At 68.4% G+C, this 24,625-nt stretch carries 23 protein-coding genes; 16 read left to right on the top strand and 7 right to left on the bottom strand.

What is annotated here, in order from left to right; translation table 11 throughout:
- The first annotated feature begins 53 nt into the window (after positions 1-53).
- The gene (locus tag ACGTN6_RS11220; protein WP_394591607.1) at positions 54-2,033 is read left to right on the top strand and encodes a methyl-accepting chemotaxis protein; all 1,980 of its coding nucleotides are present in this window, start codon (positions 54-56) and stop codon (positions 2,031-2,033) included.
- Between the two features lie 182 nt (positions 2,034-2,215).
- Here ACGTN6_RS11220 and ACGTN6_RS11215 read toward each other — a convergent pair whose 3' ends face one another.
- From ACGTN6_RS11215 to ACGTN6_RS11205, 3 genes are all read right to left on the bottom strand, one after another.
- Positions 2,216-3,364: a DUF294 nucleotidyltransferase-like domain-containing protein gene (locus ACGTN6_RS11215; RefSeq protein ID WP_394591605.1), complete on the bottom strand. Its 1,149-nt coding sequence runs from the start codon at positions 3,362-3,364 to the stop codon at positions 2,216-2,218.
- Between the two features lie 124 nt (positions 3,365-3,488).
- Positions 3,489-3,791, bottom strand: coding sequence for an HlyU family transcriptional regulator (locus ACGTN6_RS11210; RefSeq protein WP_183388434.1), 303 nt, complete (start codon positions 3,789-3,791; stop codon positions 3,489-3,491).
- A gap of 247 nt (positions 3,792-4,038) precedes the next feature.
- Positions 4,039-5,259 (bottom strand): argininosuccinate synthase, encoded by a 1,221-nt coding sequence (locus tag ACGTN6_RS11205; protein ID WP_394591604.1) that lies wholly within the window; start codon positions 5,257-5,259, stop codon positions 4,039-4,041.
- A 148-nt stretch (positions 5,260-5,407) separates the two neighbouring features.
- Between ACGTN6_RS11205 and rnt the strand changes: the two genes are divergently transcribed.
- Positions 5,408-6,076, top strand: coding sequence for a ribonuclease T (rnt, locus tag ACGTN6_RS11200; protein WP_394591603.1), 669 nt, complete (start codon positions 5,408-5,410; stop codon positions 6,074-6,076).
- Between the two features lie 165 nt (positions 6,077-6,241).
- Here rnt and ACGTN6_RS11195 read toward each other — a convergent pair whose 3' ends face one another.
- Positions 6,242-6,586, bottom strand: a complete 345-nt coding sequence (locus tag ACGTN6_RS11195; protein WP_183389570.1) for a Grx4 family monothiol glutaredoxin — start codon at positions 6,584-6,586, stop codon at positions 6,242-6,244.
- Between the two features lie 156 nt (positions 6,587-6,742).
- Here ACGTN6_RS11195 and argF point away from each other — a divergent pair, with 156 nt between their 5' ends.
- From argF to ACGTN6_RS11165, 6 genes are all read left to right on the top strand, one after another.
- The gene (argF, locus tag ACGTN6_RS11190) at positions 6,743-7,663 is read left to right on the top strand and encodes an ornithine carbamoyltransferase (RefSeq protein ID WP_394591601.1); all 921 of its coding nucleotides are present in this window, start codon (positions 6,743-6,745) and stop codon (positions 7,661-7,663) included.
- Between the two features lie 180 nt (positions 7,664-7,843).
- Positions 7,844-8,146: a hypothetical protein gene (locus tag ACGTN6_RS11185; RefSeq protein WP_394591599.1), complete on the top strand. Its 303-nt coding sequence runs from the start codon at positions 7,844-7,846 to the stop codon at positions 8,144-8,146.
- Between the two features lie 118 nt (positions 8,147-8,264).
- Positions 8,265-9,179 (top strand): beta-keto acid cleavage family enzyme, encoded by a 915-nt coding sequence (locus tag ACGTN6_RS11180; RefSeq protein ID WP_394591598.1) that lies wholly within the window; start codon positions 8,265-8,267, stop codon positions 9,177-9,179.
- Positions 9,176-10,132, top strand: coding sequence for an L-carnitine dehydrogenase (locus ACGTN6_RS11175; protein WP_394591597.1), 957 nt, complete (start codon positions 9,176-9,178; stop codon positions 10,130-10,132). The genes ACGTN6_RS11180 and ACGTN6_RS11175 overlap by 4 nt, the downstream gene beginning before the upstream one ends.
- Complete coding sequence (locus ACGTN6_RS11170) at positions 10,132-10,593, top strand: thioesterase family protein (RefSeq protein WP_394591596.1); 462 nt, start codon at positions 10,132-10,134, stop codon at positions 10,591-10,593. The genes ACGTN6_RS11175 and ACGTN6_RS11170 overlap by 1 nt, the downstream gene beginning before the upstream one ends.
- A 203-nt stretch (positions 10,594-10,796) precedes the next feature.
- Positions 10,797-12,368, top strand: coding sequence for a BCCT family transporter (locus tag ACGTN6_RS11165; RefSeq protein WP_394591629.1), 1,572 nt, complete (start codon positions 10,797-10,799; stop codon positions 12,366-12,368).
- 138 nt (positions 12,369-12,506) lie between these two features.
- Here the strand turns inward: ACGTN6_RS11165 and ACGTN6_RS11160 are convergent, their stop codons facing one another.
- The gene (locus ACGTN6_RS11160) at positions 12,507-13,802 is read right to left on the bottom strand and encodes a hypothetical protein (RefSeq protein WP_394591594.1); all 1,296 of its coding nucleotides are present in this window, start codon (positions 13,800-13,802) and stop codon (positions 12,507-12,509) included.
- A gap of 154 nt (positions 13,803-13,956) precedes the next feature.
- Between ACGTN6_RS11160 and ACGTN6_RS11155 the strand changes: the two genes are divergently transcribed.
- A complete protein-coding gene (locus ACGTN6_RS11155; protein WP_394591592.1) occupies positions 13,957-14,631 on the top strand; it encodes a Fe2+-dependent dioxygenase in 675 nt (224 codons plus the stop codon).
- A gap of 10 nt (positions 14,632-14,641) precedes the next feature.
- On the opposite strand, the gene ACGTN6_RS11150 is transcribed toward ACGTN6_RS11155, so the two are convergent.
- Positions 14,642-15,604: a GlxA family transcriptional regulator gene (locus tag ACGTN6_RS11150; RefSeq protein WP_394591590.1), complete on the bottom strand. Its 963-nt coding sequence runs from the start codon at positions 15,602-15,604 to the stop codon at positions 14,642-14,644.
- 216 nt (positions 15,605-15,820) lie between these two features.
- Here ACGTN6_RS11150 and ACGTN6_RS11145 point away from each other — a divergent pair, with 216 nt between their 5' ends.
- The 4 genes from ACGTN6_RS11145 (at position 15,821) to ACGTN6_RS11130 (ending at position 20,077) form a co-directional block, all read left to right on the top strand.
- Positions 15,821-16,774, top strand: coding sequence for a GlxA family transcriptional regulator (locus tag ACGTN6_RS11145; RefSeq protein ID WP_394591589.1), 954 nt, complete (start codon positions 15,821-15,823; stop codon positions 16,772-16,774).
- Between the two features lie 88 nt (positions 16,775-16,862).
- The gene (locus ACGTN6_RS11140; RefSeq protein ID WP_394591587.1) at positions 16,863-17,237 is read left to right on the top strand and encodes a Rieske (2Fe-2S) protein; all 375 of its coding nucleotides are present in this window, start codon (positions 16,863-16,865) and stop codon (positions 17,235-17,237) included.
- 112 nt (positions 17,238-17,349) lie between these two features.
- On the top strand, positions 17,350-18,576 hold the full coding sequence (locus tag ACGTN6_RS11135; RefSeq protein WP_394591586.1) for a TauD/TfdA family dioxygenase: 1,227 nt from the start codon (positions 17,350-17,352) through the stop codon (positions 18,574-18,576).
- Between the two features lie 172 nt (positions 18,577-18,748).
- The gene (locus ACGTN6_RS11130; protein WP_394591585.1) at positions 18,749-20,077 is read left to right on the top strand and encodes an MFS transporter; all 1,329 of its coding nucleotides are present in this window, start codon (positions 18,749-18,751) and stop codon (positions 20,075-20,077) included.
- A gap of 4 nt (positions 20,078-20,081) precedes the next feature.
- On the opposite strand, the gene ACGTN6_RS11125 is transcribed toward ACGTN6_RS11130, so the two are convergent.
- The gene (locus ACGTN6_RS11125; protein ID WP_394591584.1) at positions 20,082-21,089 is read right to left on the bottom strand and encodes a GlxA family transcriptional regulator; all 1,008 of its coding nucleotides are present in this window, start codon (positions 21,087-21,089) and stop codon (positions 20,082-20,084) included.
- A gap of 136 nt (positions 21,090-21,225) precedes the next feature.
- On the opposite strand from ACGTN6_RS11125, the gene tmpA reads away from it, so the two are divergent.
- Genes tmpA through ACGTN6_RS11110 form a run of 3 tightly spaced genes read left to right on the top strand, consistent with a single transcriptional unit; the run spans position 21,226 to position 24,553 of the window.
- A complete protein-coding gene (gene tmpA / locus ACGTN6_RS11120; protein ID WP_394591583.1) occupies positions 21,226-22,374 on the top strand; it encodes a 2-trimethylaminoethylphosphonate dioxygenase in 1,149 nt (382 codons plus the stop codon).
- The gene (locus tag ACGTN6_RS11115) at positions 22,371-22,958 is read left to right on the top strand and encodes an HD domain-containing protein (protein ID WP_394591582.1); all 588 of its coding nucleotides are present in this window, start codon (positions 22,371-22,373) and stop codon (positions 22,956-22,958) included. Before tmpA ends, ACGTN6_RS11115 begins: the two co-directional genes overlap by 4 nt.
- Positions 22,955-24,553 carry a 5-guanidino-2-oxopentanoate decarboxylase gene (locus tag ACGTN6_RS11110; protein ID WP_394591581.1) on the top strand — a complete coding sequence of 533 codons (1,599 nt, stop codon included), beginning with the start codon at positions 22,955-22,957 and terminating at the stop codon, positions 24,551-24,553. The genes ACGTN6_RS11115 and ACGTN6_RS11110 overlap by 4 nt, the downstream gene beginning before the upstream one ends.
- Positions 24,554-24,625: the final 72 nt, after the last annotated feature.

The following is a 24,625-nucleotide window of genomic DNA, read 5'->3' as shown; positions in this document are numbered from 1 at the left end:
AGAATCGGAAGGGTGTCGACGGCACCCGATCGTCGGCTTATCGAAGGCATACTATGAACTGGCTCTCCCGACTCTCCCTGACACAGAAACTCCTCGTCGCTCTCATCATTCCGCTGCTGGTGGCCTGCATGGCTTTGGGGCTGATCATCAGTACCCAGCTCAACGCCCAGGTGCCGGCGCTGATGAAGAGCGCCGGGGACCGACAGCTCGAAGCGCGCGCCAGCGAGATCGGCCAATGGATCGGCGGCTATCACAAATGGCTCAATGGCCTGGTGCGCGACGAACGGCTGCCGGACATGACGTCCCTGGCCGACAGGCAACGCTGGCTGGCGAACCGCCACACCGGAGAAGCGGGACTGGAAAGCATCTTCCTGGCCGACCGGGAAGGCAACGTCGTGACCAACGACGGCGATACCGTCAACGTTCGCCAGCGTGACTACTTCCGCACCCTGGTCACCGACGGCACCGCCGACCAGGTGCTCACCGAGCCGATGATGTCCAAGGTCAGCGGAGAGCCGATCGCCATCTTCGCACAGGCGCTGTTCGACGAGGACGGCCAGCGGGTGGGCGTGCTGGGGGCGCCCTTGACCATGAAGTCGGTGACCGACATCACCTCGCGCATCTCCATGGGAGACGGCAGCTATGGCTACCTGCTGGATGGGGACGGCACTATCGTGGCCCATCCCAACCCGGAGCTTGTCATGAACGTCAAGGTGACCGACATGGGGCGCTACGGCTTCGAGAACGGCGACATCGTGGGCCGCAGCATGCTCGATGAGCCCAGCGGAAACGGCAGCATCGTCACCCCGGATGGTCAGTCCAGCACCGTATTCTGGACCGCCGTGCCAGGCACTGGCTGGACCCTGGCGATGATGGTGCCGGATCGCATCTTCACCGCGGTGAGCCGGGAACTGCTCGGCTCGCTGCTGCTCGCCGGCATCGTGATCCTGGTGGTGCTGCTGGCGATCCTCGGATTCACCGCTCACCGCGCCCTGTCGCCGATCCGCCAGACCGCCCTGGCCATGGCCGATATCGCCGAGGGCAAGGGCGACCTGACCCGTCGCCTGGACGTACGTAGCCGCGATGAAGTGGGCGAGCTGGCAGTGCAGTTCAATGCCTTCGTGGAACGCATGCAGAACACCCTGCGGCAGGTGCGCGGCAACGCCCGCCAGGTGCTGGGCGGGGCCAACGAAATGGCGGAAGGCACCCACGAGCTGTCATCGCGTACCGAGCAGGCCGCCGCCAACCTGCAGGAAACCTCCGCTTCCATGGAGCAGATCCATTCCACGGTGGCCCACACCTCCCAGGCCGCCGAGCAGGCCAATGGCCTGACGCGAAACGCCGCCGAAACCACCGAGCGCGGCAGCCGAGCGATGAGCGAAGTCGAGGCCAAGATGGCCGCCATCACCGACTCCGCCGCCAAGATCGGAGAGATCATCGGCCTGATCGACTCCATCGCCTTCCAGACCAACATCCTGGCGCTCAATGCCTCGGTGGAAGCGGCACGGGCCGGCGAACAGGGGCGTGGATTCGCGGTCGTGGCCGGCGAGGTCCGTCACCTGGCCAGCCGTTCCGCCGAGGCCGCCCGCGACATTCGTGAATTGATCGACACCTCGGCGCGCCACACCCAAGAGGGAAACCACCTGGTCAAGGACGCCGCCGAGCAGATGCAGGCGATTCATCGAGGCATCACCCAGGTCGCCGACGTGATCGGCGAGATCACTGCGGGCACCCGCGAGCAGACCACCGGTATCGAGCAGGTCAACACCGCCGTGGCGGAGATGGATACCGTCACCCAGCGAAATGCCGGCATGGTTAGCCAGAACGCCGGCCTGGCCGAGACCATGCGGGATAATGCCCAGCGCCTCGATGCCCTGATGGCCGAGTTCATCCTCGGCGACGACGCCGCCGACGCATCCTTGGCCGCGCCACACCACGAGCCATTGCCCGCCTCCCGGCCCGCAACGACACTCCCTGCATCCCGTAGCCCTGCCCGCCGCGAGGAGCCCGAACCCGAGTGGGAGGCATTCTGACCCCGGCGTTTTCACGCTCCTGGGCGCCAAGCCATTGGGCTTTTACGGCATGCCACCATCGACCGCCATGTCGGGGCTGGCGTCCTGCCCCGGAGGCTCGTTGAAGCACCACGCGTGCCTGGTTCAGCCCGAAGGCCGAGTCACCGCTGGTCCGAGAGATGGCCATCCTCACTGGTGAAGCACTAGTGCCGCCCCTGCCGGGCGGCGCTGGCCGCGAAATCACTCAGCCGTCTCACGAGGCGCATGTCATGGCGCAACAGCCAGTATGCCGGCTCGTCCAGGGCCGCCAGATCGACCCAGTCTCCCGCCGCCTTGCCCGCTTCGAGATCGGCCCGCTGAGCATCCAGCAACAGCGCCTGCATACGACCGTGGGCCCGCTGTAACGCCTCCGCTCGGTCACCATCCAGCACTCCCGACGCTACCAGCTCGACCAGCCGGGTGCGGGTTTCCACGCTCTGGACACCATGGCACCAGGCCAGCAGGCGCACGGCATTGACCAGCGGCAGGAGCCCCTGATGCTTGAGGTTCAGGGCCCGCCGATGCGGACGATCATCCCGCCGGGCCACCACCAGCCGACCGAAGCGCTCCGCCGCCGCCGGCGTCTCCTCCAGCAAGGCGGCCAGCTCGTCGACGAACAGTCCGGCGCGGGGCAGCAGCGCCGAGACATGCGCCCGCAGGGCCTCGGCCAGGTCGACGCTGCCGTAGACCGGCGCAAAATCGAGCAGGATGCTGGCCTGTTGTGCCCGCTTGACCCGTCGTTCGGCGGTCCAGATCTCCAGCTGCCGCTGCCACTCGCCGATACGCTTGCGCCACATCGGCCAACGCGCCATGACATGGCCACGGCACAACGGGATGCCGGCGGCATCCAGTCGCTCGGTGAAGCGCTCGCCCAAGGCCTGGAAGAAACCATCGATCTCGCCATGTCGAGCATCCGTATAGTTGGCGATGATCATGGCATTGTCCTGGTCCGGTGCCAGCAGGCTCTCGTGTCGGGCCGCCGAGCCCAGCGTCAGCACGCAGAACGCCACCGGAGGTTCGCCCCAGCCCTGACCGAGCATCTCGGCAAGCGACGCCTCGATGGCACGGCGATAAAGGGCGTCGTTGTGATCGCTGATCAACTGGCTGATGCGCCAGGCGGGCAGCTCGAGACGTGCCAGGACCGCCACCAGTTCTCGTTGCCAGGCATGGAGCTCGGCCAGGCTCGGCGACTGGCCCAGCCGGTCGACGGCCTCGCATAGCGGGGCAAGCAGCGTTGACAGCCGTTCCCGGTCGGGTACGGCGCCGTCGGCGAACAGAGTCCGCCAGGGCGAGGCACGATGGAGTAGGCGCATCGGCATTCCGTTTGCTGGGTCGCTTCCAGCCTAGCAATATCGGCATTCCGAGAACTTGATATCGAACAGCCAGGCACAAAAAACGGCGCCCGGAGGCGCCGTTCTGGAGGCGTCGAACAGTGGCTCAGCGCGGATCGAACAGGTCGTCGCCCAGCTCGTCGATCAGACGCTCGGCCTTGCTGACCATCAGCGCATCGCAGGCCTCGCGACCGGGCACCACGTCGGAGCGCTCAAAGCGATGCTCGAGCATCTCCTCGCCTTCACCGCGGGGCTTGCGAATCCAGCCGCTGACGCGAAACTGGCCGCCCATGTTCTCGGCCTGGGGCACGATCAGGTAACCCTGGTAGTTCACCGGCTCGCCCTCGGGGGCGGCGGCAGGCGTCGTCTCGCCTTGGCCGAACAGGCCGGATAGCAGTTTCTTCAGCATCGAAGCCTCCTGGATCAAGAGCGCCGGCCAGACCAGCGCCGACTCATGCAGATTTCCAGGAAACGGCTGATTTATGTCGCGATCCGCAGCAATAAATCAGCGTTTCCTTAGACTGTTTGAAAAGTAGACGAGCGAAGGCTAGACAAGGCAAAAATCCGGGAAACGCGGAGTTTACTGGTCGTAAATGAGCAGTTTGACCGGATTTTTAACGCCGTATAGCCGAGCGCAGGCACTTTTCAGACAAGTCTTAGTCCTGCTGGCGGCCCTTACCGGCGGCGATCCGCAGCCGCAGGGCGTTGAGCTTGATGAAGCCTTCGGCATCCTTCTGATCGTAGGCGCCGGCATCGTCCTCGAAGGTGGCGATGGACTCGTCGAACAGCGAGGCGTCGGACTTGCGACCGGCCACAGTGGCGTTGCCCTTGTAGAGCTTCATGCGCACCACGCCGGAGACGTTCTTCTGGGTCTCGTCGATGGCTGCCTGCAGGGCGCGACGCTCCGGGCTCCACCAGTAGCCGTTGTAGATCACCTCGGCGTACTTCGGCATCAATTGGTCCTTGAGGTGCGCTTCCTCGCGGTCCAGGGTCAGCGACTCGATGGCACGGTGGGCGCGCAGCATGATGGTGCCCCCCGGGGTCTCGTAGCAGCCGCGGGACTTCATGCCCACGTAGCGGTTCTCGACGATGTCGAGACGGCCGATGCCGTTGTCGCCACCCAACTGGTTGAGCTTGGAGATGACCTCGTGGGGACGCATCGGCTCGCCGTCGATGGCCACGATGTCGCCGTTCTCATAGGTCAGCTCGACGTAGGTCGGGGTGTCCGGCGCGGCCTCCGGGGAAACGCTCCAGCGCCACATGTCTTCCTCGGCCTCGGTCCACGGATCCTCGAGATTGCCGCCCTCATAGGAGATGTGCAGCAGGTTGGCATCCATGGAGTACGGCGACTTCTTCTTCTGGCTGGTGAAGTCCACCGGGATGTCGTGCTGCTGGCAGTAGCCCATCAGCTTCTCGCGGGAGTTGAGGTCCCACTCGCGCCACGGAGCGATCACCTTGACGCCCGGCTTCAGCGCGTAGGCGCCGAGCTCGAAGCGCACCTGGTCGTTGCCCTTGCCGGTGGCGCCGTGGGAGATGGCGTCGGCGCCGGTCTGGTTGGCGATCTCGATCAGGCGCTTGGCGATCAGCGGGCGCGCGATGGAGGTGCCGAGCAGGTACTCACCCTCGTAGATGGTGTTGGCACGGAACATCGGGAAGACGTAGTCGCGAGCGAATTCCTCACGCAGGTCCTCGATGTAGATCTCCTTGACGCCCAGCGCTTCCGCCTTGGCGCGGGCCGGCTCGACCTCCTCGCCCTGGCCGATGTCGGCAGTGAAGGTCACCACTTCGCAGTCGTAGGTTTCCTGCAACCACTTGACGATGACAGACGTATCCAGGCCGCCGGAATAGGCGAGTACGACCTTCTTGACATCGGACATGCTGGGGGCTCCTCTCGATGATCGACGTAAAAGGGGGATTATAGCGCGCCGAGCCTTGCACGAATACCGGCCCGACGGGACGCATCGGCCCTGAACTGCTAGACTCTCGCGTTTCGAGACAACCCGTACCCCGATCAAGGAGAGGTGCATGAGCGAGGTGGCCGCCCGCGAACTCATGGCACAACGCTTCCGCAGTTTCCTGCCCGTGGTGGTGGACCTGGAGACCGGCGGCTTCAATGCCAAGACCGACGCGATCCTGGAGATCGCCGCCGTGACCCTGACCATGGACCCCGAGGGCAACCTGATGCCCGACGCCACCTACGCCTGCCACGTCACTCCCTTCGAGGGGGCCAACGTCGAGCAGTCCGCCCTGGACTTCACCGGCATCCGCCTCGACGACCCGCTTCGCCAGCAGGTGGCGGTGAACGAGTCCGAGGCACTGGGCGAGGTCTTCCGTCCCGTGCGCAAGGCGATCAAGGCCAATAACTGCACCCGCGCCGTGCTGGTGGGCCACAACGCCGCCTTCGACCATGGTTTCCTGAATGCTGCCGTGGAGCGCTGCGGGATCAAGCGCAACCCCTTCCACCCCTTCTCAAGCTTCGACACCGCCTCGCTGGCAGGCCTGGTCTACGGCCAGACCGTACTGGCCCGCGCCTGTCGCGCCGCCGGCATCGAGTTCGACAACGGCGAGGCCCACTCGGCACGCTACGATACCGAACGCACCGCCGAACTATTCTGTGCCATGGTCAATCGCTACAAGGACCTGGGCGGCTGGCAGCTGGCGCTGCGCGAGCAGGGAATGGAAGACGCGCAGTAAGCTGGAAGCTGGAAGCTGGAAGCTGGAAGCTGGAAGCTGGAAGCTGGAAGCTGGAAGCTGGAAAGCAGCCTAATCTTGCCAGGCCCTATAGCAAACACCCCCGCAGCCATGCTGCGGGGGTGTTATTCTTCCAGCTTCAAGCTTCCAGGCGCGAAGCGCCGCTCTTCAAGCTTGGGACTCGTCGTCCTGGTGCTTGGCGGCGGTTTCCTTGATCAGGGTCTCCAGCTCACCGTTCTGGTACATCTCGACGACGATGTCGCAGCCGCCGACCAGCTCGCCCTCGACCCACAGCTGCGGGAACGTCGGCCAGTTGGCGACCTTGGGCAGCTCGGCGCGGATGTCCGGGTTGTCCAGCACGTTGACGAAGGCGAAGCGCTCACCGCAGGCCATCAGAGCCTGGACGGTCTGGGCGGAGAAGCCGCACTGCGGCAGCTGGGGGGTGCCCTTCATGTAGATCAGGATCGGGTTCTCGCTGATCTGGCGCTGAATGTTCTCGACGGTGGTACTCATCTGCATTCCCTCTGGATCGGTGGTGGCCGCCGCCTCGCGGGCAATACCCGAGCACGCCGGTCGGCCTTCGATGGGCACATTGTACGGATGCCAGGCGCGTTGCGCATCCCCCGCCGGCTGGCTAGGATGGTCGTTTTTTCCCCGTGGAGTGACGCCATGGCCACCCGCCATTTCCTGACCCTGCTCGACCTGAGTCCGGAAGAGCTGCGCTACCTGATCCAGCGCGGCATCTCGATCAAGAACGGCCTGAAGACCCACGGCCCGACCTACACGCCGTTCGCCAACCGGACCCTGGCGATGATCTTCGAGAAGTCATCGACCCGTACCCGGGTGTCGTTCGAGACCGCCATGGCCCAGTTCGGCGGCCACGCCCTGTTCCTCTCCCCCCGCGACACCCAGCTGGGCCGCGGCGAGCCGATCGGCGACACCGCCCGAGTGCTCTCGGAGATGGTCGATGCGGTGATGATCCGCACCTTCTCCCACGCCGGGCTCGAGGAGTTCGCCGCCGCCAGCGAGGTGCCGGTGATCAACGCGCTGACCGACGACTATCACCCCTGCCAGCTGCTGGCCGACGTCATGACCTGGACCGAGCTGCGCGGCAGCGTGCGCGGCCGCACCGCGGTGTGGATCGGCGACGGCAACAACATGTGCCACTCCTGGATCAACGCCGCCCGCCAGTTCGACTTCCAGCTGCGCGTGGTCTGCCCCGAGGGCTACGAGCCGCGCCAGGACATTCTCGACGCGGCCGGCGACCGGGTGACCATTCACCGCGACCCCATGGCCGCCGTGGAAGGCGCCGACCTGGTGACCACCGACGTCTGGGCCTCCATGGGTCAGGAAGAGGAGCAGGCCAAGCGCGAGGCCGACTTCGCCGGCTTCCAGGTCAACGAGGCGATGCTGGACCGCGCCGCCGACGACGTGCTGTTCCTGCACTGCCTGCCGGCCCATCGCGGCGAGGAGATCAGCGAGACCCTGCTCGACGATCCTCGCGCCGTGGTCTGGCAGGAAGCCGGCAACCGCCTGCACGCCCAGAAGGCGCTGATCGAGTTCCTGCTGCTGGGCCGCGTCGAGAGCTGAGCGCCCCGCACCAACGGCCAGTTCCGCGACGCCCCGCTCATCATGAGCGGGGCGTCGTCGCTTGTGCGGCGCCTTCCCCCTAAACAGCTCCTACACCCGCACACTACGACCTTGGTCTAACACCCCGTCCTCGCTATAATGCAGCGCAACATCCGCCACCGCGAGGAAGGCTGCCCGCCCATGACCGCCCCGGACCCCGGCAACATCGCCCAGCGCAGCCTGCGCCAGTGCCTGTGCAACATGGCCGCCCTGCTCTATCGCCAGGGCCACGTCCTGGAGACCGTCTCCAGCCCCCACCGCGGCCTGGACGCCGGCGCCCTGCGCCGACTCGCCGAGGCCGAGCGCAACTGGCCAGGCCACCAGCGCACCCTGGAGCAAAGCAAGGCCGCCACCTACAACATCCAGCGACGCTTCGTGCTGACCGACCTGGGGCGCGAGCTGCTGTTCGAGATGTTTGGCGAGGGCGCCGCCGATATCGCCTGATCTCGGCGCCCTTCCCTTTCGCCATTCTGGCGACTTGCGTCAACTCGACGTCGCCTTTGGCACATTTCTCCCCGCCGCCATGACGGACACTCCCTGCAGGTTTTGCAAGGAGGTCCCCATGAACCGCAACGTCATTCTCACCTGTGCCATCACCGGCGCTGGCGACACCGCCGGCAAGAACCCCAACGTGCCGGTCACGCCCAAGCAGATCGCCGACGACTGCATCGCCGCCGCCAAGGCCGGCGCCAGCGTCGCCCACATTCACGTGCGCGACCCGGAGACCGGCGGCATCAGCCACTCCACCGAGCACTTCCGCGAGGTGATGGATCGCGTCCGCGAGGCGGACACCGACATCGTCATGAACATCACCGCCGGCGGCGGCGGCGACTGGATCCCCGACGCCGAGGACCCGACCCGCGGCGGCCCGGGCACCGACATCCAGACCCCGGCCGAGCGCCACGCCCCGGTGGGCGAACTGTTGCCCGAGCTGTGCACCCTGGACTGCGGCAGCCTCAACTTCGGCGACATGGTCTACGTCAACACCGCCGACTGGCTGCGCGAGCACGCCCGCCTGGTACAGGCCGCCGGCGTCAAGCCCGAGCTCGAGTGCTTCGACCTGGGCCACGTCTGGTTCGCCCGCCAGCTCCAGCAGGAAGGCCTGCTCGACGGCGACCCGCTGTTCCAGCTGTGCCTGGGTATTCCCTGGGGCGCCGAGGCCGACCCCGAGACCATGCTGGCGATGCGCAACAAGCTGCCGGCGGGCGCCAACTGGGCGGCCTTCGGCATCGGCCGCCAGCAGATGCCCATGGTCGCCCAGGCGATGCTGCTCGGCGGCCACGCCCGGGTCGGCCTGGAAGACAACCTCTACCTGAGCAAGGGCGTGAAGGCGACCAACGCCCAGTTGGTCGAGAAGGCCGGCACCATCATCGAGAACCTCGGTGGCCGCGTCATGAGCCCGGCCGAGACCCGCGCGCACCTGTCACTGCGCGACCCGCGCACCGGCCAGACCGTGACCGCCGGAGGTGACGCATGAGCCGCCAACTCTCCGTCATCGGCACCGGGGTGATCGGCAACGGCTGGATCGCCCGCGCCCTGGCACAGGGCTGGGACGTAGTTGCCTTCGATCCGGCCCCGGACGCCGCCGAGCGTACCCGCGCCTTCGTCGACAACGCCTGGCCGTCGCTCGAGAAACTGGGGCTGGCCGAGGGCGCTGCCCCTACCCGGCTGACCTTCGTCGACAGCCTCGAAGAGGCCGTGGCAGGCGCCGACTTGATCCAGGAGAACGTGCCCGAGCGCCTCGAGCTCAAGCGCGAGATCCTCGCCGCCATCGACGCCGCGGCGGCGCCCGGCGCGATCGTCGGCTCCTCCACCTCGGGCTTCAAGCCCAGCGACCTGCAGCGCGACTGCGCCTGGGTGCCGGGCCGGGTGATCGTCGCCCACCCCTTCAACCCGGTCTACCTGCTGCCGCTGGTGGAACTGGTCGGCGGCGAGGCCACCGAGCCCCGCCAGATCGAACAGGCCCAGGCGCTCTACCAGGAACTGGCCATGCGCCCGCTGGTCGTGCGCCGCGAGATCGAGGGCCATATCGCCGACCGCCTGATGGAGGCGCTGTGGCGCGAGGCGCTGCACCTGGTCAACGACGGCGTGGCGACCACCGAAGAAGTCGACGCCGCGGTGGTCTACGGCTGCGGCCTGCGCTGGTCGCTGATGGGCACCTTCCTGACCTTCCACCTGGCCGGCGGCGAACAGGGCATGCGCCACATGCTGGAGCAGTTCGGCCCGGCGCTGAAGCTGCCGTGGACCAAGCTGGAGGCTCCCGAGCTCACCGACGAGCTCATCGACAAGGTGGTCGAAGGCTGCGAGTTCCAGGCCGCCGAGCGTCCGGTCGCCGAGCTGGACCGTCGCCGCGATGACTTCTTGGTCGAGCTGCTCGACCTGGTGCAGAAGTACTGGCCCGAGGCCGAAGGCCTCGAAGGACGCATCTGATGGCCCTGCTCGAGCTCCGCGTCGACAGCCAATGGGTCGACTACAACGGCCACATGAATGACGCCGAGTACGCCCGGGTGTTCTCGCTGGGCGTGGAAGCGCTGATGGACGCCATCGGCCTCGACGAAGCCGGCCGGCGCCGCCACGGCTACACGGTCTACACCCTCGAGACCCACCTCTGCTACCGCCGCGAGGCCCACGAGGGGCAGCCGCTGCGGGTAGAGGTCACGCTGCTCGACCGCGACGCCAAGCGCCTGCACGTGTTCTTCGCGATGCATGACGCCGAGGGCACCCTGCTGGCCACCAGCGAGCAGATGCTGATGGGCATCGACAGCGAGGCCGGCCGGCCGGCGCCCTTCCCCGAGGCCGTCGAGGCAGCCATCGGCGAGCTGCCGAGGGTCGCCGACGAGGCCTGGCCGGAACTGGCCAGCCGCCGCATCGGCCTGCCCGCCAAGCGCTGACGCGCCATCGCCCTGCCACGCCATCCCGCCCGGCCGTTGCCGGGCGGGCACGGGATCGCCGGCCCGAGGACCGGCCCAAGAGGATACGGCTTATCGCTTCCCCCACGCCCCCCGACACTCCACCCGGCGACACCGCAGCCCGCGACACCGAAAGCACCGACTACACGGTGACCGAGCTGTCCCAGGCCGGGTTCTTCCGCGGCATGCACAAGGGCATGACCCTCACCTCCGCCGGCCTGGTGCTGGCCTTCGTGCTGTTCACCGGCCTCGGCCCCGGCCTGGCCGGCGAGCTGTTCGGCGCGGTGCGCGCCTGGATCGAGAGCACCTTCAGCGGCTACTACCTGGTGACCGTGATGCTGCTGATCGCGGTGTGCGCCTTCATCGTGGTCAGCCGCCACGGCAGCATCCGCCTCGGCGACGACGACAGCCGCCCCGAGTTCAGCAACTTCGCCTGGTTCTCGATGCTGTTCTCCGCCGGCATCGGCATCGGCATCCTGTTCTTCGGCGTCGCCGAACCGGTGTTCTACCTGGACAACAGCGGGGCCTTCGGCTACCCCAACAACCCACACGCGGACATGGCCGGCGCCACCGCCCTGGGCCACGAGCGCGCCATCGATGCCTTGCGGGTCTCGGTCTTCCACTGGGGCCTGCACGGCTGGGCCATCTACGTGATCGTCGGCATGTCGCTGGCCTACTTCGCCTATCGCAAGGGGCTACCGCTGGCCCTGCGCTCCGCCCTTTATCCGTTCATCGGCGAGCGCATCTACGGGCCCATCGGCCACCTGGTCGACATCCTCGGCGTGCTCGGCTGCGTATTCGGGGTCGCCACCTCGCTCGGGCTCGGCGTCAGCCAGATGGCCGTGGGCCTGGAGCGCCTGGCGGGCATCAGCGCCGGCCTCGACACCCAACTGGTGCTGATCGCCGTGATCTCGCTGGTCTCCATCCTCTCGGTGGTGTCCGGCGTTCAGCGCGGCATCAAGCTCATCTCCGAGCTCAACATCTGGGTCTCGGTGCTGGTGGTCGGCGCCTTCCTGCTGGGCGGGCCTACCCTATGGCTGATCAGCGCCTTCGGCGAGACCCTGGTCGACTATGCAGCCAACTTTATCCCCATGGGCCTGTGGTACGCCGATGAACCGGGGCCGGCCGCCTGGCAGCAGGCCTGGACCATCTTCTACTGGGGCTGGTGGCTGGCCTGGGCGCCGTTCGTCGGGCTGTTCATCGCCCGCATCTCCCGCGGCCGTACCCTGCGCGAGTTCGTGCTCGGCGTGCTGCTGGTGCCGACGCTGATCATCTTCGTGTGGCTGGTCATCTTCGGCGGCAGCGCCCTCTACCAGGAGCTGCATGCCGCGGGCGGCCCCGGCAGCGCCGGCATCATCGAACTGGTCAACGCCTGGAACCTGCCGGCCGCGCTGTTCGCCAGCGCCGACGGCATCGCCGGCACCGGGGCCCTGGGCTGGCTGCTGTCGGCGATGATGGTGTTCCTGCTGATGAGCTGGTTCGTGACCTCCTCGGACTCCGGCACCCTGGTGCTGACCACCATCCTGTCGCTGGGCAACGACGAGCCGCCGCAGCGCTTCCGGGTTTTCTGGGGCGTGGTGATCGGCCTGGTGGCCGCGGTGCTGCTGGTCGCCGGTGGCCTCAAGGCTCTGCAGACCGCGCTGATCGCCGCCGCCCTGCCGCTCAGCGGGGTGATCCTGATCATGACCGCCGGGGTTCTGGTCTCGCTGCTGCGGGAATCGCGTCACTCGACGTCGACGGCTCCTCGCGGAGGATGATAGGGGCGACGCGCCATCGCTCGGCGCGGGGACGGCCGGGCTGACAGCCCGCCGTCCCGGCCCACGCACGACGAGGCCCGATCCGGCCATGCCGGATCGGGCCTCTTCATGGGCAGAACGTCGCCCGGTGGGCGTCGCTCAGTACTGGCCGAGCCCGGCCTCGAGCTTGAACAGCCCGGCGGAGAGCTCGCCCGGCGTGGCCACCGGGGTCTCGGGCGCCACCGGCGAAGGCCAGGCCTCGAGCAGCGACTCGTAGGCCGCCAGCAGCTCGCCGTAGCTCTCGTCGTCGTACAGTTCGGCATGGCGTTCGAGGGTGGCCTTGGCGGTCATCACGAAGCCCAGGCTGTCCTGATACTCGACCACGTTGACGAACTGGCCGTCGTCGATCGATTCGTCGTACTCGTGCATCGCCTGACGCAGCAGCGCCAGCTGCACCCGGCTCTGGAAGGCCACGTCGTCGCGCAGCTCGGCGTCGACATCCTGCATGGCGGTGTCGATGGCGGCCATGGCGGCACCATAGGCCTCGGCATGGCCGTCCCAATCGCCGCCCTCGCGGGTCTCGTCGATCAGCGCTTCCAGGATGCCCTCGAAGTCCTCGACACCGCGCGCCTCGAAGGCCAGTTCCAGGGCCTCGTAGTGCTCGTGGATGGGGTGACCGAAGTGCGGCTGGGCGGCAGTCTGTTCGCCGGCCTGGTAGAGCGCACGGGCAACGACCAGATGGCCCTGCATCATGGCCAGATTCGTGGTGTAGACGCCGGGGTTGCTGGCATCGACGCCATGGCCGCCTTCGCCACCTTCTCCACCTTCTCCACCTTCTCCACCTTCTCCACCTTCACCGCCTTCACCGCCTTCACCGCCTTCACCGCCTTCACCGCCTTCGCCACCGGCCGACGCATTCAGGTAAGCGAACACGGCATAAGGATCTGCCGCGGCGCCGGCTTCACCACCCTCGCCACCCTCGCCACCTTCACCACCTTCACCACCTTCACCACCTTCACCACCTTCGCCGCCGTCGTCGTGGTGGTGACCGGCTTCACCACCCTCGCCACCTTCACCACCTTCACCACCTTCGCCGCCGCCGTCGTGGTGGTGACCGGCTTCACCACCCTCGCTACCTTCACCGCCTTCGCCGCCGCCGTCGTGGTGGTGACCGGCTTCACCACCCTCGCTACCTTCACCGCCTTCGCCGCCGCCGTCGTGGTGGTGACCGGCTTCGCCGCCCTCGCTACCTTCACCGCCTTCACCGACATCGTCGTGGTGATGGGCGCCTTCGCCGCCCTCACCGCCGTGATCGGCGTGAGCCAGCATCGGGCTGGTGGGCCCCTGGGTGAATTCGGCGGTTGTCTCGCCGTCGGCGAACGCGGCCGAGCCGGTGCCCAGCAGCACGCTGGTACCGACGCCGACCCAGAGCTTGGTACGAGTGGAATGGGACATGCTGACTTCCTTCTTGTGATAGCCATGACCAGGACACGCGGCCGCTCGGCCGCTGTCTTCGCCCGGGTAGATTGCCGGCGCCGGCGGATCAATGCAAACGATTCACAGTCCTCTATAATCGACGCTTCATTCTCGCTCGCCAGGAGTGCCGCTCGTGATCCTCTGCATCGACCAGGCCATCCCCCCCGAACTCTTGACCCGCGTCCGCGCCACCCTGGCCGAGAGCGATTTTCGCGACGGCCGCGAGACGGCCGGCTGGCACGCCCGCACGGTCAAGCAGAACGAGCAGGCCGACGGCCGGCGGCCCGAGATCGCCGAGCGGCGCCAGGCACTCGCCAAGGCCCTGCAGGCCAACCCGCTGTTCCAGATGGCCGCCCGGCCGAAGCGTATGAAACCCCTGATGTTCAGCCGCTATCGGGAGGGCATGAGCTACGGCAACCATGTCGACGACGCGGTGATGGCCACGCCCCAGGGCGCCATGCGCACCGACCTGTCGTTCACGCTGTTTCTCAACGCCCCGGAGGAGTACGACGGCGGCGAGCTGCTGGTGGATTCCACCGCCGGCGAGCAGACCTACAAGCTGCCCGCCGGCGCGCTGATCCTCTATCCTTCCTCGACCCTGCACCGGGTCGAGCCGGTCACCCGCGGCGAGCGTCTGGCGGCGGTGGGCTGGGTGCAGAGCCAGGTCCGCGACCCGCAGCAGCGCGAGATCCTCTTCGACCTGGATACCACCCGGCGCCAGGAATTCGACGCCAACGGCAAGACCCGCACCTTCGACATGCTGTCGAAGAGCCTGGCGAATCTGCTGCGGATGTGGGCCGATATCTGAGGGCGGGCAATCAGCCCTGGCGAATCTGCCGCGGGGAGGCCCCGTGATGCTGGCGGAAGGCCCGGGAGAAGCTGGAACTCGAGGCGAAGCCGCAGGCCAGGCCCACCGCCAGCACGTCGAGATCGGTCTCCTCGAGCAGGTGACGCGCCCGCTCCAGGCGCAGCGCCAGGTACCAGTCCCGGGGCGAGCGGCCCAGCTCGCGCTCGAACAGGCGCTGCAGCTGGCGCAGCGAGACGCCGCTGCGCCGGGCCACCTCGGCCAGCGCCAACGGGGCCTCCAGGTGGCGCTCCATCAGGTCAACGGCCCCCACCAGCCGGGCATTGTGGGTATCGAGCCGACGCGCCAGGCTCATGCGCTGCTGGTCGTGGCGGGTGCGCATGCGCTCGTGGACAAGCTGCTCGGAGACGTCGATGGCCAGGCGCTGTCCGTGGCGGCGGGCGATCACGTCCAGCGCCATGTCCATGGCCGCCGCACCTCCCGCACAGGAGAAGCGCCGCGCCCCGAGCTCGAACAGCTCGTCGGAGGTGGCGATGGCCGGAAACCGTTCCTGGAAGGCCGGCAGGCTCTCCCAGTGCAGGGTGACCCGCTCGCCCTTCAGCAGCCCCGCCGCGGCCAGCAGGAAACAGCCGGTGTCGAGCCCGCCCAGCACGCAGCCGGCGGCGTCCAGCCGGTGCAGCCAGCGCTTCAGCGCGCGGCTCAGGTGACGTTCGGGATCGAAGCCGCTGCACACCGCCAGCGACGGCAGATGGTGCACCGCCTCGATGGCCTGGTCGGCGAGCAGGGTCATGCCGTTGGAGGCCGTCACCGGGCCACCGTCCTCGCTGATCAGGGTCCACTCGAAGAGCGGGCGACCGCTGATGCGGTTGGCAATGCGCAGCGGCTCCACCGCCGAGAAGAACGCCATCATCGAGAAGCGCGGCAGCAGCAAGAAACCGATCGGCTCGGGAGTGGGTCCGGTGTAGTCGAGACGCATGGCACCTGGTGATGGAAAAGCTGCGGGCCGCCATGATGACCGGCCCGTGTGAGTGGAGCAAGCCGTCCTCACCAAGGCATCCTCGAAGGAGCCACTTCTTGGCCGCCTCTCTCGATGAGCAGGCAAAGTGGGCGACGTTGCAACGGGCCCCACAGCCTCTACAATCGGGACCTCGACACGCGCCGTCGCGCTTCCCCCGCTGCCGACCCGAGGCCCATGAGACTAACGCCCCCCGTGCCCGCCCCGGAGTGCATCGGCTTCCTGTTACTGCCCCGCTTCGCCATGGTCGCCTTCTTCTCGGCCATCGAGCCGCTGCGCATCGCCAACCGCATCAGCGGCGAGACGCTGTTCGCCTGGCACCTGATCAGCCGCGACGGCGAGCCGGTGGTCGCCTCCAACGGCATGACGCTGGCCGTCGACCATGCCCTGGCCGAGGCGCCATCCTCCCCCAGCCTGGCGGTCTGCGCCAGCTTCGAGCCCGAGGCCGCCGTCGACGCGACGCTGATCGCCTGGCTTCGCGAGCTCGCGGCACAGGGCTGTCTGCTGGGCGGCATGGACACCGGCTGCTTCGCGCTGGCCGCGGCCGGCCTGCTCGACGACCAGACGGTGACCCTGCACTGGGAATCGCTGCCCGAGTTCCGCGCCCGCTACCCGCGGGTCGACGCGGTGGAGTCGCTCTATGAGGTGACGCCCGAGGGCTTCTCCTGCGCCGGCGGCAGCTCGGCCATCGACATGAGCCTCGACCTGATTCGCCGCCGGCACGGCGATGACCTGGCCGGCCGGGTGCGCGACCAGCTCCTCCATGACCAGGGGCGCCGACCGGCCAGCCGCCAGCGCGACCCGGCCGCCCCCGACGACCCGACGCTGAATCGCGCCATCGCCCTGATGGAGGCCAATCTGGAGGCACCGCTGGGGATCCGCGAGCTGGCCGACGAGCTGGGGCTCACCTGGCGACGCCTGGACCGACTGTTCGCTCGCCATCTCGGCACCTCGCCACAGCGCGCCTATCTGGCGCGACGCCTGGACCACGCCTATCGCCTGCTCCGCGAGACCCGCCACAGCATCATGGACATCGCCCTGGCCTGCGGCTTCGCCTCGGCCTCGAGCTTCACCCGCGCCTTCCGCCGCCGCCATGGCATGACCCCGAGCGAACTGCGACAACGCCACTGAGCCAGGCCCCGTCCGACACGGCGCGCGTTGACAGCCCCTCGGCCAACTGGTTTCATTTGAAACCAAATAACCGCCGACAGGAGTCCCCATGACCGCGGCCTGGCAGCAATACCGCAGCGCCCCCGACCCCGGCACCCGCGTGGTGGCGGCCGACGCCGTTCCCGAACGCGGCCATCTGAGCCTGACCCTGGAGAGCGAGCGCGGCCGCTTCCCGCTGTTGGTGGTATGCCTCGCGGACGGTGCGCCGCTGGCCTACGTCAACGCCTGCCCCCACCAGTTCCTGCCCCTCGACCAGCGCGGCGACCGCCTGCTGAGCGAGGACGGCGAGACGCTGCGCTGCACCAACCACGACGCCGCCTTCGCCACGCGCAGCGGCGAGGGGGTGAGCGGCCTGGGGCTGGGCTGCGCCCTGGACGCCGTCCCCGTTCGACTGGAAGACGGCTGGCTGATCATCGACAAATGAAGCCCTGACTGTCGAATCGTGCACAGTCGGCGTCGAATCCTGCCGCGAGCCCGCCGCCATGCGCTGGCATCCTGAGCCGCATCCTCACGCTGCTCATCTCAGGAGATGCCCCATGACCGACACCGAACTGCCGCGCACCCCGGATTACGACGCCTGGCCGATCGACGCCGATCTCGACGCCGTCTCCTTCACCGCCAGGCTGGTGACGGTACGCTGGAGCGACGGCCGGGTCAGCCGCTACCACGGCATCTGGCTGCGCGAGAACGCCGCCGACGACACCACCATCAACCCGGCGACCCGCGAGCGCATCCTGGACCTCTCCACCCTGCCCGCCTGGCCGGAGATCGAGGGCGCCGAGATCGACGCCAGCGGTGCGCTATGCGTGGACTTCGCCCCCGAGGATCGCCGCCTGCGCTTTCATCCCGGCTGGCTGCGCGCCCACGACTACGACAACGCCGTCGATCCCGAAGCACCGCTGGTGCCGGTGACGACCTGGCAGGGCGGCCCGGAGGCCGGCCCCGATACCCTCGACGCCGCGGGCCTGCTCCACACCACGCCCGATGGCAAGGACGAGGAGGCAATCCTCGCCCCGGCCCTGGAAAGTGTGCTCGGCAAGGGACTGGTGCGGCTGCGCAACCTGCCCACCGAGCCCGGCTCTCTGGACGCCATCGCCCGACGCATCGGCCCGGTGCGACCCACCAACTTCGGGCAGCTGTTCGACGTCAAGGCCAAGCCGGACCCGGACTCCAACGCCTACACCTCTATCGCCCTGCCGCCCCACGTCGACCTGCCGACCCGCGAGTACCACCCCGGCCTGCAGATGCTGCACTGCCTGGAAAACAGCGTGGCAGGCGGCCAGGCGGTGATGCTCGACGGCTTTGCCGTTGCCGAGGCGCTGCGCGACCACCATCCCGCGGCCTGGGCGACCCTGACCCGGGTGCGCTGGTGCTACGCCAACACCGCCAGGACCACCGACTACGTGTGGTTCGAGCCGATGATCCGCCTCGACGCCCGGGGCGAACTGCTCGAAGTGCGCATCGCCGACTTCCTTCGCGGCCCGCTCCAGACCGCCTTCGAGGACGTCGAGCCGGCCTATGAGGCACTGATGACGCTGCAGCGGCTGCTGCGCGATCCGGCCTTCGCCATCCGCTTCACCTACGAGCCCGGCGACCTGGTGATCTTCGACAACCGTCGCCTGCTGCACGCCCGTGACGCCTTCGAAGGCGCCAGCGGCCATCGCTGGCTGCAGGGCTGCTACATGGAACGCGACGAGATCCGCTCGCGCTACCGCATGGTCCAGCGGGCGCGGCGACAGCGCAGACTCGCCACCGAGGCATGAGTAAACACTGATTTATTGCTGCGCTCGATATCCTGGCCGTCGGCGGTACTCAAAATCCTCATTTACTGTCGTGTAAACTGCGGTTTCTGCGTTCCGGCGACGGCCAGCCTCTCTTCGCTCGCGACATAAATCAGCGCTTCCCTAAGCTCCCCCCTCGCCGCAGGAGACCGACATGAGCGCCCGCGAGCCGACGCCCACCACCACCACCACCATCTCGGCGGCCTGGAGCCTCTGGGCGCTGCTGCTCGGGGTCGGCCTGCTGATGCTGGGCAATGGCCTGCAGGGCAGCCTGCTGGGCGTGCGCGCCGCCGAGGAGGCCTTCGGCAACACCGTGACCGGCCTGGTGATGTCGGCCTACTTCGTCGGCTTTCTGGTCGGTTCAACCCTGACGCCGCGCAAGCTGCGCCAGGTCGGCCATGTGCGGGTCTTCGCGGCACTCGCCTCGATCACCTCTGTCGCCATCCTGGTGCATGTGATGTTCATCGACCCCTGGGTCTGGGCGGCGATGCGCCTGGTCACCGGTTTCGCCTATGCCGGGCTCTACGTGGTCACCGAGAGCTGGCTCAACGGCCACGCCGGCAACCACCTGCGCGGGCGACTGCTGGCCTTCTACATGGTGATCAGCTACTTGGGGATGGGCGGCGGTCAGCTGCTGCTCAACGTTGCCGATCCGAGCGGCGTGGTGCTGTTCCTGATCGTCTCGATCCTGATGTCGCTGGCGCTGGTGCCGATCCTGCTCAGCTACACGCCGCAACCGGACACCGGCACGCCAGAGGCCATGAGCCTGCGTCGCCTGTACCGCCTGGCACCGCTGGGCACCCTGGGCTGCCTGCTGACCGGCATCGCCAACGGCAGCGTCTTGGGTATGGGGGCGGTCTTCGCCACCGGCAGCGGCATGGCGGTGGAACAGGTCGCCGCCTTCATGGGCGCCTTCATCCTCGGTGGCGCCCTGCTGCAGTGGCCGCTGGGCAAGCTCTCCGACAAGACCGACCGTCGGCGGGTGATCGTGGCGGTGGCCACCCTGGCCACGGCCCTGTCGCTGGCTGGCCTGCTGCTGGAACAGGGCGACACCCTGCCATTGACGTTGCTCGGGGTGCTGCTTGGCGGCACCACCCTGACCCTCTATTCCCTGCTGCTGGCCTGTGCCAACGACGCCCTCACCCCGTCGCAGACCGTGGCCGCGAGCAGCAGCCTGGTGCTGGCACTCGGCATCGGTGCCATCCTTGGCCCGCTGACCACCGGGCTGCTGATGGATGCCATCGGGCCCGACGGTTTCCTGTGGGACCTGGCGCTGATCCATGCCGCTATGGTCGCCTTCGGTGGCTATTGCCTGATTCGCCACCCCGCCACCGATCTCGAGGAGCATGGCCACTACGTGGCGGTGCCCGCCGGCACTGCGCCGCTGGGTACCACCTGGGTCGAGGAGGCGGCCAGCGAGCCGGCCCAGCTCGAACTGGAGCTGAGCGACACCTCTCCCGACCCAGAGCACTCGACTTGCTGAGCATTCACCCCGGGCCGCGCGCCGCGGTCTCGCGGGGCGACTCCGAGAAGCGCGCTCGATAGGCCCGGGAGAAGTGCGCCAGGTGCGCGAAGCCGGTGGCCAGAGCCGCCTCGGTGACCCGGCAGTGACTGCCGGCGAGCAGCCGCTGGGCCCGATCCAGGCGCATGCCCAGATAACACTGCTTGGGCGTCTCGCCGAAGTGCGCCAGGAACAGCCGGGTCAACTGGCGCTGCGACTGGCCCACCAGCCGGCAGATCTCGGGAATCGGCAGCGCCTGGGTCAGGTTGGCCTCCATCACCGCCAGGCTCCTGACCACGCTGCGCGGCAGTCCCGGATAACGCACCTCCGGTACCTCCCGGGAAGGCTCGTCGTGGCGGTCGTGGACCAGCTGACGACCCACCGCGTCGGCCAGCGCCGGACCATAGTCGCGCTCGATGCGATCCAGCATCATGTCGATGCCGGTGATCCCCCCAGCGCCAGTCTGGCGCGTGGCGTCGGCCTCGAAGCGCTCGCGGCTGACCCGCAGGCCAGGAAACTCGCGACGGAAGGCAGGCACGCTCTCCCAGTGCAACGCCACCCGATGCCCCTCCAGCACCCCGGCCCGAGCCAGGATGAAAGGCGCGGTGTCCAGGCCCCCAAGCCAGCCCCCATGCGCCGCCACGCGTCGTAGCACCGCACGCTCCTGGGCGGTGACCGTGGCCTCCGCCTCGTAGGACGACACCACCATCAGGTGGGCGGCATCCGGCACCGAGACCAGGTCGCCATCCACCTCGATGCGCACACCGTTGCTGGCGACCACGTCATCGCCATGTGCCGAGCGCAGCCGCCACGCGAACAGGTCGCGCCCGAAGCGGTTGGCGACCCGTAGCGGCTCGAGCATGCAGAACAGCGTCAGCATCGAGAACTTGGGGACCAGCCACACGTCCAGGGTGTGCTCTGCCTGCTCGGGGGACAGCAGCGGCGGCGAATCCGGTCGTGGATAGGGCCAGGCCTCGGGATAGGTATCGATCATGGCAAAAAAGATCAAGTTTATGGCGAATTTATACAAATCCTAACGGCGAGGTGACGCTAGGGTAAAGCCGGTCGGGTCATCGGCGCCGCTGACCACGACCGACACACCGCCCCTGCATCACCGGAGATTCATCGCCATGACCGCAAGCGCCAAGGTAACGCTGTCCCCCGACGGGCAGCGCCTGACCCTCGACCTCGATGCCCGGCCCCGCGAGTTCGCGGCCCTGTGGCTGCGCGAGCGGGCGCCCGACGCCGAAACCCTGGACCCACGCACCGGCCAGCGCCTGATCGAGGCCGCCGAGCTGCCCCTGGACCTGGCCGTGGAACACGCCGAGCTCGACGGTGAATCGCTGGCGCTGCGCTTCAGCGACGGTCATGCCGTGCGCTTCCCGGTGGCCGACCTGCTCGCCGAAGACAAGCCCCGCGAGTCGGTCGCCCCGGAGCGTGAGCTGTGGGACGCCGGCCTGACCGAGCCGCCCCGCGCCGATTTCGCCGCCGCCCTCGAGGACGATGCGGCCCTGCTGGCAATGCTGGAAGGGCTGCACCGCGTCGGCTTCGTGCTGGTCTCCGGCGTGCCCGCCAACGAAGACGGCATGCAGGCACTGATCGAGCGCATCGGGCCGCTGCGTCGCACCAACTGGGGCGGCATCGCCGACGTCAAGTCGGTGGCCAACGCCTACGACCTGACCATGACCCAGCGCGGCCTGGAGCCGCACACCGACAATCCCTATCGTGACCCGATCCCCGGCTACATCTGGCTGCACTGCCTGACCAACGCCGCCGACGGCGGCGACAACACCCTGGTCGACGGCTATCACGCCGCCGAAGTGCTGCGCGAGCGCGACCCGGCGGCCTTCGATTGCCTGACCCGGGTCTCGCCGGGGTTCCGCTACCGCGACGAAACCACCTGGCTGGAGAGCGAGGGGCCGCTGATCGAGCTGGACAGCCAGGGCCGGGTGAGCCGGGTGCGCTACAACAACCGCACCGAACGGGTCGACGCCCTGCCTCCCGAGGAACTGGCCCGCTACTACGCCGCCCGCCGCGCCTTCTATGCGCTGATCACCTCAGACGAGCTCACCGTGCATCTCAAGCTCGAGCCGGGCCAAATGCTGATCATGGACAACTACCGCCTGTTCCACGGCCGTCGCGCCTATGAGCTGGCCGGGGGCGTGCGCCACCTGCGCCAGGGTTACGTCGATCGCGACAGCACCGCCAGCCGCCGCCTGGTCCTGCGCCGAGAGCTGCGCCACCAGCAGGCCGCATCGCGCATGGAGGAGACGGCATGAACCAGGCTCGCTTCCGCCACTTCGGCGAGGCCCGGCGCGATGAATGGGCGCTGATCGACCAGCGCTTCCGCGACTACGTCGCCGACGCCCCACGCCGCGTGCTCGAACACCTGCACCGGCTGGCCGGCGACACCCACGGCTATCCGGTGGATCGCTTCGAACACTGCCTGCAAACCGCCACCCGGGCGCTGCGCGACGGCGCCGACGAGGAGATGGTGGTCTGCGCCCTGCTCCACGACATCGGCGACGATCTGTCTCCGGCCAACCATGCCGAGATCGCCGCGGGCATCCTCGAGCCGTTCATCGATCCGCTCAACGCCTGGATGATCCGCCACCACGAACTGTTCCAGGGCTACCACTACCGCCACTATTTCGGCCTGGACCCCCACGCCCGGGAGCAGTTCCGCGACCATCCGGCCTATGAACGCACGGTGCGCTTCTGCGACGACTGGGACCAGGCCAGCTTCGACCCCGACTACGACACCCTCCCGCTCCAGCACTTCGTGCCCATGGTGGAACGCGTACTGGGTCGCGCCCCCTACGGCGGCCTGCCGCCCATCGTCGAAGAGGAATCCCGCTCATGAACTGCGCCCAGCATCTCATCGCCCTGCTCGAGGCCCACGGCGTCGACACCGCCTTCGGCATTCCCGGCGTGCATACCATCGAGCTGTATCGCGCCCTGGGCGACAGCCGCCTGACCCACGTCACGCCGCGCCATGAGCAGGGCGCCGGCTTCATGGCCGACGGCTACGCCCGGGCCAGCGGCAAGCCCGCGGCCTGCTTCATCATCTCCGGCCCCGGCATGACCAACATCGCCACTGCGATGGGCCAGGCGCTGGCCGACTCGGTGCCGATGCTGGTGATCTCCAGCGTCAACCAGCGCGCCACCCTCGGCCGCGGCCAGGGCCGGCTGCACGAGATGCCCCACCAGGGCGAGACGCTCGCCGGCGTCAGCGTGTTCAACCACACCCTGCAGGACCCGGCGGCGCTGCCCGAGGTGCTGGCTCGCGCCTTCGCGGTGTTCTCCAGCGCTCGTCCCGGCCCGGTGCACATCGAGATTCCGCTGGACGTGATGGCCGCGCCGGCGCCCGAGGCGCCGGCCGTCGCCCCGGCGCGGGTCTTTCCGCCGGCCCCGGCCCCCGAGGCGCTGGCCCTGGCCGGCGAATGGCTTATCCAAGCCGAACGCCCGCTGGTGCTGCTCGGCGGCGGCACCGCCGCCGCCCCGGACGCCGCCCGAGCGCTGGTCGAACGCCTGGACGCCCCGGCCTTCACCACCATCAACGCCAAGGGCGTGCTGGGCCTCGACCACCCGCTGGATCTCGGCGCCACCCAGAGCCTGCCCGCCGCGCGCCGGCTGGCCGCCGAGGCCGACGTGGTGCTCGCGCTCGGCACCGAACTCGGCGAAACCGACTATGACCTGGTGTTCGACGAGGGCTTCCGGCTCGACGGTCGGCTGATCCGCGTGGACATCGACCCCCAGCAGTTGGGCCGCAACCAGGCTGCGGATCTCGCCATCCTCGCCGAGGCCGGCCAGGCCATGCAGGGCCTGCTCCAACAGTTGCCCAACGCGTCCGAACGCGGCGGCGCAGACCGCGCCGCCGAGGTACGCGGCGAGCTCGCGCTGGCCGCCGACCCGGAGCTCGCCCCCTATGTGCCGCTCTACGCCACCCTGCGCGAGGCACTGCCCGAGGCCATCGTGGTCGGCGACTCCACCGGGCCGGTCTACGCCGGCAACTTCCTGGCCGCGATGCCGGCCCCGCAGCGCTGGTTCAACGCCGCCACCGGCTTCGGCACCCTCGGCTACGGCCTGCCCGCCGCCCTGGGCGCTGCGCTTGCCCGACCCGAGCAGCCGGTGGTCGCCCTGGTCGGCGATGGCGGCCTGCAGTTCGTGCTCGGCGAGCTCGGCACCGCCCGCGACCTGGGCCGGCCGGTGGCACTGGTGATCTGGAACAACGATGGCTACGACGAGATCCGCCGCTACATGTCGATGAGCGAGGTGCCGCACCTGGGCGTCGACCTGGACGCCCCGGACTTCGGCGCCTTGGCCAAGGCCTACGCCTGCCGCCACCTCGGCGTGAGCGACCCGGCGAGCCTGCACGACGCCCTGGGCCGCCTCTCTGATGCGGATTCCCCGCTGATCATCGAGGTCGATGCCGCCGCCTGGGCCGCCTCGCTCTGAAGATCGGCCTTCTGCCCCGGCCGCAGAAGGAGAAGTACGCCGAGGCAAGTTGCCGCAGCATCGGAAAAGCCT

The sequence above is a fragment of the Halomonas sp. B23F22_20 genome, from assembly GCF_043496985.1.
Classification (GTDB): Bacteria; Pseudomonadota; Gammaproteobacteria; order Pseudomonadales; family Halomonadaceae; genus Halomonas.
The sequence above is the reverse complement of the archived record's forward strand: the minus strand, read 5'-3'. Positions and strand labels throughout refer to the sequence as shown.